The organism is Pseudomonas sp. GW823-FHT02E01 (assembly GCF_058797535.1).
In genome coordinates this window covers 431,837-444,974 of record NZ_JBXAJS010000002.1, presented here as the reverse complement: position 1 = coordinate 444,974, position 13,138 = coordinate 431,837, and the positions used below count along the sequence as shown (strand labels likewise).

The window sequence follows — 13,138 nt, the reverse complement described above, 5'->3', positions numbered from 1 at the left end:
TGAAGCACCCCGGTATTATTGCTGTTATGGGTTTGATTCGAGCTTAGCCTTGTTCATTTTTTTACACAACACCCCCGTAAAAAATACAACACGGCCCGCTCAAGCCTGCGGGCGCCATAGAGGCCAAGGGCATAAAAACGCCCCAAAGTGCCTCAAAAAAGCCACACGGGCGCTTTTTTAGGGCAAAAAAGGCCTCGCTTGACTTCGGCATGCCGTTCGGGTTGACTGGAATCTGAAAAGATCAATGATTGATATTTTTAACAACAAAGGTGTTGCATCATGTCGGTACCCCCGCGTGCCGTTCAGCTTAACGAAGCGAACGCGTTCCTTAAGGAACATCCTGAGGTTCTGTACGTTGACCTTCTGATTGCGGATATGAATGGTGTGGTGCGCGGCAAGCGCATCGAACGCACCAGCCTCCACAAGGTTTACGAGAAAGGCATCAACCTGCCGGCCTCTCTATTTGCTCTGGATATCAATGGCTCGACGGTGGAAAGCACCGGCCTGGGCCTGGACATCGGCGATGCTGACCGAATCTGCTATCCAATCCCCGATACCCTATGCAACGAGCCATGGCAGAAGCGCCCGACCGCGCAACTGTTGATGACCATGCACGAACTCGAAGGCGAACCATTCTTCGCCGACCCGCGTGAAGTGCTGGCCAATGTGGTGCGCAAGTTCGACGAAATGGGCCTGACCATCTGCGCCGCGTTCGAACTGGAGTTCTACCTGATCGACCAGGAGAACGTGAACGGTCGTCCGCAACCGCCGCGCTCGCCGGTTTCCGGCAAACGTCCGCACTCGACTCAGGTCTACCTGATCGACGACCTCGACGAATACGTCGACTGCCTCCAGGACATTCTGGAGGGTGCCAAAGAGCAAGGCATTCCGGCCGACGCCATCGTCAAGGAAAGTGCCCCGGCGCAGTTCGAAGTCAACCTGCACCACGTGGCTGACCCGATCAAGGCCTGCGACTACGCGGTCCTGCTCAAGCGCCTGATCAAGAACATCGCCTACGACCATGAAATGGACACCACCTTCATGGCCAAGCCTTACCCAGGCCAGGCGGGTAATGGTCTGCACGTCCACATCTCGATTCTCGACAAAGACGGCAAGAACATTTTTGCCAGTGAGGATCCCGAGCAGAACGCCGCACTGCGTCACGCGATCGGCGGTGTGCTCGAGACCCTACCGGCGCAGATGGCTTTCCTCTGCCCGAACGTCAACTCCTACCGTCGTTTCGGCGCACAGTTCTATGTGCCGAACTCGCCGTGCTGGGGTCTGGATAACCGCACCGTGGCGATTCGCGTACCGACCGGCTCCGCCGACGCCGTGCGCATCGAACATCGTGTAGCCGGCGCCGATGCCAACCCGTACCTGCTGATGGCTTCGGTCCTGGCAGGCGTGCACCACGGCCTGACCAACAAAATCGAGCCTGGCGCCCCGGTCGAAGGCAACAGCTACGAGCAGAACGAGCAGAGCCTGCCGAACAACCTGCGCGATGCACTGCGCGAGCTGGACGACAGCGAAGTCATGGCCAAGTACATCGATCCGAAATACATCGATATCTTCGTGGCCTGTAAAGAGAGCGAGCTGGAGGAGTTCGAACACTCCATCTCCGACCTCGAGTACAACTGGTACCTGCATACCGTGTAAGCGGTTGCAGTAGTGAAGAAACGCCGCCGGCCTCACAGCCTGCGGCGTTTTTTATGGCCAACATTGTTCCCTGTGGCGAGGGGGCTTGTCGGGACGCCGCACCGCCCCGTTGGGCTGCACAGCAGCCCCAAAAAATACACCCTCATGTGTATCAGACATACCGCGATTACCGGGTTTGGGAGTGCTTCGCCCTCCAACGGGGGCAAGCCCCCTCGCCACAGGGTATGGATCATCCTCGCGCTCTGCGTACAATGCCCGCAGCCCCGCAGGAGACTCCCATGACACGCGTAGCCACCCCCCGCAAACCCCGCGCACGCAGCCAGGCCCGGATCGATTCGATACTCGATGCGGCCCGCACGCTGCTGGCTGCCGAGGGCGTGGCCAGCCTGTCGATCTACAGCGTCGCCGAGCGCGCGGAGATTCCGCCCTCCTCGGTCTACCACTTCTTCGCCAGCGTGCCGGCGTTGCTCGAAGCCTTGACCGCCGACGTCCATGCGGCCTTCCGCGCCTGCCTGCAAGCCCCTATCGACCACCACGCCTTGAATGGCTGGCGCGATCTGTCGCGACTGGTGGAACAACGCATGCTCGACATCTATGCAGAGGACGCCGCCGCCCGCCAACTCATTCTGGCCCAGCACGGCCTGACCGAAGTCACCCAGGCCGACCGCCAGCACGACATCGAACTGGGCGACCTGATGCACAAGCTGTTCGACCATCACTTCGAGCTGCCGACCTTGCCGAGTGATGTCGATGTGTTCGCCCTGGCCATGGAGCTGGGCGACCGGGTGTATGCGCGCTCGGTACAGCAGCACGGGCAGATTACGCCGCGCATGGCCGAGGAAGGGATGCGGGTGTTTGATGCTTATGTGGGGTTGTATTTGCCACCGTATCTGCCCAAGCGGAACCTCTACTGCGCTCACTGACCTCATCGCGAGCAAGCTCGCTCCCACAAGGATCTTCAGTGAATTCAGATTCTGTGAACGACAAATAATCCTGTGGGAGCGAGCTTGCTCGCGATGGCCGCACCGCTCAGCTCAAGACAAACACACATGAAAAACCCCGAAGGGCTCAAACCCTTCGGGGTTGTTGTTTACGCATGTGGCTTACAACTTGGCGATCGACACCTCGGTGGATTTCACAAACGCGATCACTTCACTGCCGACCGCCAGTTCCAGCTCTTTCACCGAGCGTGTGGTGATCACCGAAGTGACAATGCCGGACGCGGTCTGCACGTCGATTTCCGACAGCACGTCGCCGAGGACGATTTCCTTGATGGAGCCTTTGAACTGGTTGCGAACGTTGATGGCCTTGATAGTCATGATGTTGATTCCTGTCGTTGGGTAAGACTTGAGTTATTGAGCCCAGCGCAATTGCGTAGGCAAGGGTGAAACAGGTTCCGGTTCCGGCGGTTGGCCGGGCAGCGCCAGCACGCGATTGAGGACCTCGGTTTCCAATGCCGCCAGCCGATGGGAGCCACGAACCCGAGGGCGCGGCAGTTCCACGTGCAGGTCGAGGCCGACTTCGCCGTCTTCGATCAGGATCACCCGATCGGCAATCGCCACGGCCTCACTGACGTCATGGGTCACCAGCAACACCGTGAAACCGTGCTGCTGCCAGAGCCGTTCAATCAGTTGCTGCATTTCAATTCGGGTCAGGGCATCCAGCGCACCCAAGGGCTCGTCGAGCAGCAGCAGGCGCGGCTGATGAATCAACGCACGGGCCAACGCCACGCGTTGCTTCTGTCCACCGGACAGCGCTGCCGGCCACTCGTGGGCGCGATCGGCCAGGCCCACCGCTTCCAAAGCTGCAAGCGCTTGCGGCCGCCAGTTGCCCTTGAGGCCCAGACCGACGTTGTCGATGATCTTTTTCCAGGGCAGCAAACGCGCTTCCTGGAACATCAGCCGCGTGTCTTCCCGCGCGTCGCTCAATGGCGCGGCACCGGCGAGCAACTCACCGCCGGTTGGTTGATCAAGACCGGCGAGCAAGCGCAGCAAGGTACTTTTGCCGCAGCCACTGCGACCGACCACGGCAACAAACTGGCCCGCCGGAATGTGCAGGTCGATCTCGCGCAGCACCTGCCGCGAGCCGAAGGTCTTTTGCAGCTTGCGCACCGCCAGCGGAATGCCGCGCAGCAAGCGTGGAGGTTGCTCCGCAATCATGCCGCACCTCCCTTGGCAACCTGATAGGCCGGGTGCCAGCGCAGCCAGACACGTTCAAGTCCACGGGCCGCGAGATCGGCCAGTTTGCCGAGCGCCGCGTACAGCAGAATCGCCAGCACCACCACGTCGGTCTGCAAGAACTCCCGGGCGTTCATGGCCAGATAGCCGATGCCGGAACTCGCGGAAATGGTTTCCGCCACGATCAACGTCAGCCACATGAAGCCCAGGGCGAAGCGCACGCCGACCAGAATCGAAGGCAGCGCCCCCGGCAGAATCACCTGCCAGAACAGGCTAAAACCGCTCAGGCCATAGCTACGCGCCATCTCCACCAACGCCGGGTCGACGTTGCGGATGCCGTGATAGGTGTTGAGGTAGATCGGGAACAACGTGCCCAGCGCCACCAGGAAAATCTTCGCCGACTCGTCGATGCCGAACCACAGGATCACCAGTGGAATCAGCGCCAGGTGCGGCACATTGCGGATCATCTGCACCGAACTGTCGAGCAGGCGTTCGCCCCACTTCGACAGGCCGGTGATGAAGCCAAGGGTCAGGCCGATACCACCACCGATGGTGAAGCCCAGCGCGGCACGCCAGCCACTGATCGCCAGGTGTGTCCAGATTTCGCCACTGCGCACCAGACTTACACCGGCCTCGATGACGGCGATGGGTGCCGGCAGGATCCGTGTCGACAACCAACCCGCCGACACACTCAATTGCCATACCGCCAGCAGCAACACCGGCAACGCCCAGGGCGCCAGGCTGTGGATGATTTTCTTCATGACCGCGCCTCAGCTCTGGGACGCGGCTTTGGGAAGAATGTCGTTGGCGACCATCTCGCCGAACGGGCTGACGTAACCGGCGCTCTTCGGTAGTTCAGGACGCTCGACATCGAGGTGCGGGAACAGCAACTCAGCCACCCGGTACGACTCTTCCAGGTGTGGATAACCGGAGAAGATGAAGGTATCGATGCCCAGGTCCGCGTACTCCTTCACGCGGGCGGCCACGGTCGGACCATCGCCCACCAGCGCCGTACCGGCACCGCCGCGCACCAGACCGACGCCGGCCCACAGGTTAGGGCTGACCTCCAGGTTGTCGCGATTGCCGCCGTGCAATGCGGCCATGCGTTGCTGACCGACCGAATCGAAACGCGCCAGCGAAGCCTGGGCACGAGCGATGGTCTCGTTGTCGAGATGGGAGATCAGCCGATCCGCGGCTTTCCAGGCTTCATCGTTGGTTTCGCGCACGATCACGTGCAGGCGAATGCCGAAGCGCACGGTGCGTCCGAGCTTGGCGGCCTTGGCTCGGACCTGTTCGATTTTTTCCGCGACGGCGGCCGGTGGCTCGCCCCAGGTCAGGACCATTTCCACCTGTTCGGCGGCCAGGTCTTGCGCGGCTTCAGAGGAGCCGCCGAAGTACAGCGGCGGACGCGGCTGCTGGATCGGCGGATAGAGTAACTTCGCGCCCTTCACGCTGATGTGCTGGCCGTCGTAATCGACGGTTTCACCTTCCAGTACCCGGCGCCAGATGCGGGTGAATTCCACCGAGGCCTGATAGCGTTCTTCGTGGCTGAGGAACAGACCATCGCCCGCCAACTCTTCCGGATCACCGCCCGTCACCAGGTTGAACAGCGCACGACCGCCGGACAGTCGATCCAGGGTCGCGGCCTGACGCGCCGCCACCGTCGGGGAAATGATCCCGGGGCGCAGGGCGACAAGAAACTTCAAACGCTGGGTCACAGGAATCAGCGATGCCGCCACCAACCAAGAGTCTTCGCAGGAGCGTCCGGTCGGAATCAGTACCCCGCCAAAACCCAGGCGGTCAGCGGCTTGCGCGACTTGTTGCAGGTAACCGTGATCAACGGCGCGGGCGCCTTCGGCGGTGCCAAGGTAATGGCCGTCGCCGTGGGTAGGCAGGAACCAGAAAATATTGAGGCTCATGGAGTGGTCTCCTTGGGGAATCGATTTATTGGGCTTTGGCAACGGCGGCCGGCGGCGTCCAGATCACGTCTTTGATGCTCAACGGCTTGGGAATCAACTTGAGCTGGTAGAAGCTGTCGGCAATTTTCTGCTGCGCCGCGACCACTTCCGGAGTCAGGAACAACGCGCCATAGCCCTGGCGTTTCACCGAGGTCAGGGTGATGTCGGCTGGCAGGCCGAGCAGCGGTGAAACCTGTTGGGTCACCTCTTGCGGGTTAGCCTTGGACCACTCGCCCACCGCGCGCACTTCTTCCACCAGGGTCTTGATCACCTCGGGATTTTTCTGCGCATAAGGTTTGGTCGCCAGGTAGAACTGATGGTTGTCGACAATGCCCTGGCCATCGCGCAGGGTGCGCGCTTGCAGCTGTTGTTCGGCGGCGGCCTGGTAGGGGTCCCAGATCACCCAGGCGTCGACACTGCCACGCTCGAACGCGGCGCGGGCATCGGCCGGCGGCAGGAATACGGTCTGGATGTCGGTGTATTTGAGGCCGGCGTCTTCCAGTGCACGCACCAGCAGGTAGTGCACGTTGGAGCCTTTGTTGAGGACGACTTTCTTGCCCTTGAGGTCCGCTACCGATTTGATCGCCGAGTCCTTCGGCACCAGGATCGCCTCACTGTGCGGCGCTGGCGGTTCGTAGGCGACGTAGAGCAAATCAGCACCGGCCGCCTGGGCGAACACTGGCGGAGTTTCACCGGTGACACCGAAGTCGATGGAGCCGACGTTCAAGCCTTCAAGCAGTTGCGGGCCACCGGGGAATTCAGTCCATTGCACGTCCACGCCTTGGGCGGCGAGGCGTTTTTCCAGGGTGCCTTTGGCTTTGAGCAGCACCAGGGTGCCGTATTTCTGATAGCCGATTCGTAAAGTCTCGGCCTGAGCTTGAGTAATGGCGCCGAAGGTGACAGCCGCAGCAAACAGAGCGACCAGACCACGACGCAAAATGACAGGGCGCATGGCGCTCTCCTTTTTGCAGTTGGGTTTTGGCTGCACCTGCTTGCCCGTTGGCGGGCGAGTAAGGCCAGTACTTCAATTTTCGGTGAGGCTTAAATGCTCCAGCGAGCACTCAACAAACGATCATTCAACAGGTTCGGATCGAGCGGCTTGGGCCGTCGCGCCATGGCGCTGAAAAACAGCTCAAGCGATTCATTCAGTCGTTGTTCCAGCTCCGGCGCCAACTGCGCCAGGGCGCTGCCTTCGCCGTAGGCGATCTGGCTGTCGACGGCAAAAATGCCTTGCAGCATTTCCTGAGCCTTCAATGCCGACAGCACCGGCTTGAGCGCGTAATCCACCGCCAGCATGTGGGCGATGCTGCCGCCAGTGGCCATCGGCAGAACCACCTTGTGGCTCAAGGCGCGTTCGGGCAGCAAATCCAGCACGACCTTCAGTGCTCCGGAAAACGATGCCTTGTAAACCGGTGTGGCGATCAGCAGGCCATCGGCGTTTTCAATTTGTTGCAACAAGTCGATCACCTTGGGGCTGTCGAAGCGTGCGTGCAGCAAGTCCTCGGCCGGGAAGTCCCGTACCTGATAACTCACCACTTCCACGCCCTGCCCCTGTAACCAACGCTGGGAGCGATCCAGCAGCACCCCGGATCGAGAGCGCTGACTGGGACTGCCACCGAGTGAGACAACCAACATTCAGACGATTCCTTGCACGGTGTTGGCGATTCGCGGTTTGCGATCTCGCTTCGATGGAGTGACCTTAACAGTTGATTTATATATCCATAAATCATATTTATTCATTTGGTTATACCTTAAAGAAATATAGAAAGCTGTTTCTTCCAGGCAAAAAAACAGGCCGTCGAAACGGCCTGAAATCCCCTGCTTTGTGGATGCTGTTAACTGTGAAACCTGTGGTGTCTGACCCGACGCCTTCGCGAGCAAGCTCGCTCCCACAGGGGTACGCGGACAAATGTGGGAGCGGGCTTGCTCGCGATGGCGGCATCAGTTGCGCCAAAAATGCTGAAGACTTACCGGTTCGGCTGCGGCGTCAGGCGCAAGTAAGGCTTAACCGCTCGATAGCCCTTGGGAAAACGCTGTTTGATTTCATCCTCATCTTTAAGCGACGGCACGATCACCACCTCATCACCGTCCTGCCAGTTGGCCGGTGTGGCCACCTTGTAGTTGTCGGTGAGTTGCAGCGAGTCGATCACCCGCAGGATTTCATTGAAATTGCGGCCGGTGCTCGCCGGGTAGGTAATCGTCAGCCGGACCTTTTTCTTCGGGTCGATCACGAACAGACTGCGCACGGTCAGGGTGTCGTTGGCGTTGGGGTGGATCAGATCGTAAAGGTCCGAGACTTTGCGGTCGGCGTCATCCAGGATCGGAAAGTTGACCACGGTGTCCTGGGTTTCGTTGATGTCCTCGATCCACCTGTGGTGCGAATCCACCGGGTCCACCGACAAAGCGATGGCCTTGACGCCGCGCGCTGCGAACTCATCCTTGAGCTTGGCGGTGAAGCCCAATTCAGTCGTGCACACCGGCGTGAAATCCGCTGGATGGGAAAACAGCACACCCCAACTATCGCCCAGCCACTGATGGAAACGAATGGTGCCGGCGCTGGAGTTCTGTTCGAAATCGGGGGCGATATCGCCAAGTCTGAGACCCATGGTGCTGCTCCTTGTGAGTGCTTGATGGGTTCAACTGTGCCTGTGTTTTTTATCTATTAAAAAGAATAAATATCGATTTATTTATATCATAAAGAAATATTAAATATCTATTCACTGGACGTGCCCGCACAACCGGCCGAACATCGCCCCCAAGGTTCGAGAAGGCCTTGAGTTGCTGCAAAGAGGGAAGTTCAAGGCGGGATTACGGGGGTGAACCCGTCTTGAAAATGTAAAAGCCCCGCCCGGTGCAATACCGGGCGGGGCTTTTTTTGTCTCGGTTACGCGAGCGCTATTACAACAGCGGGATCGAGTAGCTGACGATCAGGCGGTTTTCGTCCTGCGAACGCGTGTTCGGCAGGTCGGTACGCCAGGTCGCGTTTTTCCACGCCAGGCCCAGGTTTTTCAGCGGACCTTCCTGAACGACGTAAGCCACGCTCAGATCGCGCTCCCACTCGGAAGCACCATTGGCCGCCTCGCCACCCTTGGCGTTAACGGTATCGATGTTGTCGCCGTGCAGGTAAACCAGACCCGCCGTCAGGCCAGGTACGCCAACCTTGGCGAAGTCATAGGAGTAGCGTGCTTGCCAGGTACGCTCGCCGGCACGGCCGAACTTCTGGATTTGCGCATCGGTGATGGTGTAGTTCGACGAACCGTCGCCCTGGTTCAGCCAAGGGAAATCGCTGCTGCCGTTGCTGACCTGATAACCGCCACCGAAGGTGTGACCGGCAACGGTGTACAGGAACAGGCCGCTGTACAGGTTGTTGTCGACCTTGCCTTTACCGTTTGGCGCGTTGTAGTTGCCAGTGGTGAAGTACAGCGGGTCGTGACCGTTGGCACCATCATCAGAGCTGTTGAAATAACGGAAATCCGACTTCAACACGCCAGGGCCGATTGCCCAGTTGTGCACCAGACCCAGGAAGTGTTGCTTGTAGAACTCTTCCAGGTTGCCGTAGTAGTACTGGGCCGTCAGGTCCTTGGTGATCTTGTAGTCGCCACCGGCATAGATGAACTTGTTGCTGTCGCGGAATTTGGTGCCGCGAGTGTTCGCGCCGGAAATCGACATCTGCTCATTGTTGCTGGAGTTACGGCCTTTAACGGCTTCGATCTGGCCACCAACCAGGGTCAGATCCTTGATGTCGCCGGACGTGATCTGGCCACCCTGCCAGGTTTGCGGCAGCAGACGACCATCGTTGGTCACGATCACCGGGTTTTTCGGCTGCAGGGTGCCCAGCTTCAATTCGGTCTGGGAAACCTTGGCTTTGGCCGTCAGGCCCAGGCTGGAGAAATCATCAACTGCCTCGCCGTTGGATTTGCTCGGGAAAACCGTGCCGCCGTAAGAGGTCGCCGTGGCGCCGTTGGTACCGCCGCCCGAATCCAGTTTCACGCCCAACAGGCCGATCGCATCGATGCCGAAGCCGACGGTGCCCTGGGTGTAACCGGAGATGAAACGCAGATCGAAGCCTTGGCCCCACTCTTCGTTTTTGTTGGCACCGGCTCCGTCACGGTAGTCGGTGTTGATGTAGAAGTTACGCAGCCCCAATGTTGCCTTGCTGTCTTCGATAAAACCCGCGGCGCTTGCCTGCTGGGTCAAAACCCCGACGGCCACAGCCATGGCCAAGGTGGACTTGTTCATGTTTCGCTCCTCTCGTTTCTAGTTCTGATGTTCCTGGTCCCGAATCGATTGCCCGGGATCCTGAATGCATAAATTCGCGGCAAACCGTCTAGGCCGGTCATTTGGCGGGCCGCAGGATACACGGCCTTAAAGCCAAAAAGAATTTTTTGATATTTTTTAATATCGCTTTGGAATATGACTTCCCACGACAGATCCGAGGTATCGGCGGCAAGGCCGATTCCTGCACCTGAACTATTGTCGAGGGACGAAATCGCCAAATCCGGGCTCAGGGATGAGTGCCGGACAGGCGCACTTTAAGCGGGATATTTAAAAACTAAAAAGAATAATAAATAATCAGTAAAGATCTTTATGGAATATAAAAAACAGGCAAAAAAAACCTCGCCAGCAGGCGAGGCTTTTTTACAAGGCTTGTTACAGGAAGCTGTAGGTGTAGTTGAAGATCAGACGAGTCTGGTCAACATCAGGGTTGTTGGAGACTTCACTGCCGCGGTAGACACCATTACGCAGCGTTACGCCGAAGCCTTTGAGAGCGCCCTGCTGGATGGTGTAGTCGATCCGCATGTCGCGTTCCCACTCGGAGCCATCAGGGCCGCTGCCGTTGGTAGCCTTGATGTTGTCGCCATGCAGGTAGGCGATCGAAGTTTTCAGGCCCGGCACGCCCAGTCCGGCGAAGTCATAGGAGTACTGACCGAAGGTGGTGTTTTCACCGGCACGAACAAATCCGTTGATCATGGAGTCGGTGAACAGGTAGAAGCTGGCGCCGCCGTTGCCTTCCGGACGGCCATTGCCATCAACCACGTTGCCCTGGTTCAGGTAGACAAAACCACCGTCATCGCTGACGCGCTGATGACCGAGCAGGAAGGCGTTGCCACCCAGGGTATAGGTGAACATGGCGCTCCAGGTCTTGTTATCGACCTCGCCCGGGGTCTTGGCGAAACCGTTGTTATTGTTGAAACGGAAACCCGGATCACCGTTCTTGCCGTCGGAGCTGCTGTCGAAGTAGCGAATATCAGTCTTGAAGGACTGTTTGGCGTCGATCGGAAACACGTGGATCAAGCCAAGGAAGTCCTGCTTGTAGTAGTCCTTCAGATTCGAGTGGTAGTACTGCAGGGTCAGGTCCTTGGTGACCTTCCAGTCAGCACCACCGTAGTAGAACTTGTTGCTGTCCTCTGTGCCGCCAGCCACGGCAAGGCCGGTGGAGTTCGAAGAGGCGCGACCCGCCGAATGCTCCAACTGACCTGCGTTGAAGGTCACGTTGTCGATTTCTTTCGAAGTGATGGTGCCACCGTCAAAGGTCTGTGGCAGCAGACGGCTGTCATTCGCGACCAGAATTGGCAAGTTGGGTGCCAGGGCGCCACCCAGGTGGGCTTCGGTCTTCGAGAAGCGCGCCTTGACGTTAGCGGCTGCACGGCTCCATTCGGACACGGCCGAACCATCGCTGTCGCTTGGGAAGAAGGTGTTGTTGTCCGGGTGGTGACCCTTGCCGCCGTCCAGGTGGATACCCAGCAGTGCCTGGGCGTCGATACCGAAACCGACAGTGCCTTGGGTGAAACCGGACAGATAATCGAATTTCAGGCCTTCTGCGGACTCTTTCTGATCCGCACCGCCTTCACGGTTATCGTTGTTGTAATACATGGTCCGGGAACTGATGGACGCCTTGCTGTCTTCCAGGAAACCTGCGGCGCCTGCCTGCTGCGCCAAAACCCCTACGGCCACGGCCAAAGCCAAGGTGGACTTGTTCATTGTGTAGCTCCTCTCGATTCTAGTTCTTGTATTCCTGATCTCGAGTCGTCGCCCGAAATCCTAAGATGCGCGATTAGCGCCAGACCGTGACCCACAAGTCAATCGTAACCATGTGTGTCTACGACCTTTGTCTAACCCCCGATTTTTTGGTCCCTGCCGGGTCATGAATTCGTCATGAACCTGAAAAGAATTACCCGATTCTTTTCTAATACCGTTTAGGAATTTAGCGCTCAATTTCCAGCCTCCCCAGAACAAAGGGTTCGGCTCATAAGCTAATTCCTAAACGGTATTTATTTTTGCTTTTTTAGATCGATTAGTTTCTGACGCAATCCGGAAACAAATCCTTACCGAAAGGCAGCCCCATGACGATCAAGCGCGCACTATCCAGACCAATTGTTACAGTTTGTGTATCTCTCGCATTTTCTTTCACCGCCCAAGCGGCGAACCTCACCGTCGGTTATCAAACCGGAATCGACCCCAGCAAAGTCCCCCAGGCCGATGGCCTTTATGAAAAAACCATCGGCCAGCCCATCGACTGGCGACGCTTCAACAGCGGCCCGGAAGTGGTCACGGCGATTGCCTCCGGCGATGTACAAATCGGCAATCTCGGCTCCAGTCCGCTGGCCGCTGCCGCTTCGCGCAACCTGCCGATTGTCGCGTTCATCGTCTCGGCCCAGATCAATGCCGCCGAAGCGCTTGTGGTGCGCAATGGCAGCGGCATCGAAAAACCACAAGATCTGATCGGAAAGACCATCGCCACGCCTTTCGTTTCAACCTCCCACTACAGCCTGCTTGGTGCGTTGAAGCACTGGGGCCTGGACAGTTCGAAAGTCAAAGTGGTGAACCTGCAGCCGGCGGAAATCGCGGCAGCCTGGAAGCGGGGAGATATTGATGGCGCGTTTGTCTGGTCGCCCGCCCTGGGGGAAATCCGCAAGAGTGGCAAGACCCTGACCGACGCTGCACAGGTAGGCCAATGGGGAGCACCCACCTTCGAGGTCTGGGTGGCACGCAAGGACTACGCCGAGAAGCACCCGGAGGTGGTGGCCAGATTCGCCAAGGTCACCCTCGACGCCTTTGCTGATTACGCGGTGCATAAAGCCAGCTGGACTGCCGACTCGGTACCGGTGCAGAAAATCGCCAAACTGACCGGTGCCAATGCCGCCGATGTGCCGGAGTTACTGGCCGGTTCCGCATTCCCGGATGCCAAGGCGCAACAGAGCGCCGCGCTGCTGGACGGCGGCACGGCCAAGGCCATTGGCGAGACGGCGAAATTCTTGAAGGAACAAGGGAAGGTGGAGACGGTGCTGCCGGATTACTCGCCGTATGTCAGCGCGAAGTTTGTCGCCGAGTAACATCACCGACCTC

Annotated in this window: 12 protein-coding genes; 3 read left to right on the top strand and 9 right to left on the bottom strand. The window is 58.5% G+C overall.

Annotation, left to right across the window (positions count from 1 at the left end):
* The first annotated feature begins 279 nt into the window (after positions 1–279).
* Together AC1RDQ_RS05845 and AC1RDQ_RS05840 are read left to right on the top strand one after the other, a co-directional pair.
* Entirely contained in the window at positions 280–1,656 is a 1,377-nt protein-coding gene (locus AC1RDQ_RS05845; protein WP_053163627.1) for a glutamine synthetase family protein, read from the top strand.
* 278 nt (positions 1,657–1,934) lie between these two features.
* Positions 1,935–2,579, top strand: coding sequence for a TetR/AcrR family transcriptional regulator (locus AC1RDQ_RS05840; protein WP_492586702.1), 645 nt, complete (start codon positions 1,935–1,937; stop codon positions 2,577–2,579).
* Between the two features lie 180 nt (positions 2,580–2,759).
* On the opposite strand, the gene AC1RDQ_RS05835 is transcribed toward AC1RDQ_RS05840, so the two are convergent.
* From AC1RDQ_RS05835 to AC1RDQ_RS05795, 9 genes are all read right to left on the bottom strand, one after another.
* Entirely contained in the window at positions 2,760–2,975 is a 216-nt protein-coding gene (locus AC1RDQ_RS05835) for a TOBE domain-containing protein (protein ID WP_007967989.1), read from the bottom strand.
* Positions 2,976–3,008: 33 nt separating this feature from the next.
* Positions 3,009–3,815 (bottom strand): aliphatic sulfonates ABC transporter ATP-binding protein, encoded by an 807-nt coding sequence (gene ssuB / locus AC1RDQ_RS05830; protein ID WP_090452038.1) that lies wholly within the window; start codon positions 3,813–3,815, stop codon positions 3,009–3,011.
* Positions 3,812–4,594 carry an aliphatic sulfonate ABC transporter permease SsuC gene (gene ssuC, locus AC1RDQ_RS05825; RefSeq protein WP_492586701.1) on the bottom strand — a complete coding sequence of 261 codons (783 nt, stop codon included), beginning with the start codon at positions 4,592–4,594 and terminating at the stop codon, positions 3,812–3,814. Before ssuC ends, ssuB begins: the two co-directional genes overlap by 4 nt.
* Before the next feature lie 9 nt (positions 4,595–4,603).
* Entirely contained in the window at positions 4,604–5,752 is a 1,149-nt protein-coding gene (gene ssuD / locus AC1RDQ_RS05820) for an FMNH2-dependent alkanesulfonate monooxygenase (protein WP_057712845.1), read from the bottom strand.
* Between the two features lie 25 nt (positions 5,753–5,777).
* Entirely contained in the window at positions 5,778–6,743 is a 966-nt protein-coding gene (locus AC1RDQ_RS05815; protein WP_057712844.1) for a sulfonate ABC transporter substrate-binding protein, read from the bottom strand.
* Between the two features lie 89 nt (positions 6,744–6,832).
* Complete coding sequence (gene ssuE / locus AC1RDQ_RS05810) at positions 6,833–7,426, bottom strand: NADPH-dependent FMN reductase (RefSeq protein ID WP_007993145.1); 594 nt, start codon at positions 7,424–7,426, stop codon at positions 6,833–6,835.
* 332 nt (positions 7,427–7,758) lie between these two features.
* Positions 7,759–8,397, bottom strand: coding sequence for a peroxiredoxin (locus AC1RDQ_RS05805; RefSeq protein WP_218494664.1), 639 nt, complete (start codon positions 8,395–8,397; stop codon positions 7,759–7,761).
* A gap of 292 nt (positions 8,398–8,689) precedes the next feature.
* On the bottom strand, positions 8,690–10,030 hold the full coding sequence (locus AC1RDQ_RS05800; RefSeq protein ID WP_154860928.1) for an OprD family porin: 1,341 nt from the start codon (positions 10,028–10,030) through the stop codon (positions 8,690–8,692).
* Positions 10,031–10,441: 411 nt separating this feature from the next.
* Positions 10,442–11,773: an OprD family porin gene (locus tag AC1RDQ_RS05795; RefSeq protein WP_150813751.1), complete on the bottom strand. Its 1,332-nt coding sequence runs from the start codon at positions 11,771–11,773 to the stop codon at positions 10,442–10,444.
* A gap of 362 nt (positions 11,774–12,135) precedes the next feature.
* Here AC1RDQ_RS05795 and tauA point away from each other — a divergent pair, with 362 nt between their 5' ends.
* Positions 12,136–13,125: a taurine ABC transporter substrate-binding protein gene (tauA, locus tag AC1RDQ_RS05790; protein WP_492586699.1), complete on the top strand. Its 990-nt coding sequence runs from the start codon at positions 12,136–12,138 to the stop codon at positions 13,123–13,125.
* Positions 13,126–13,138 lie beyond the last annotated feature (13 nt).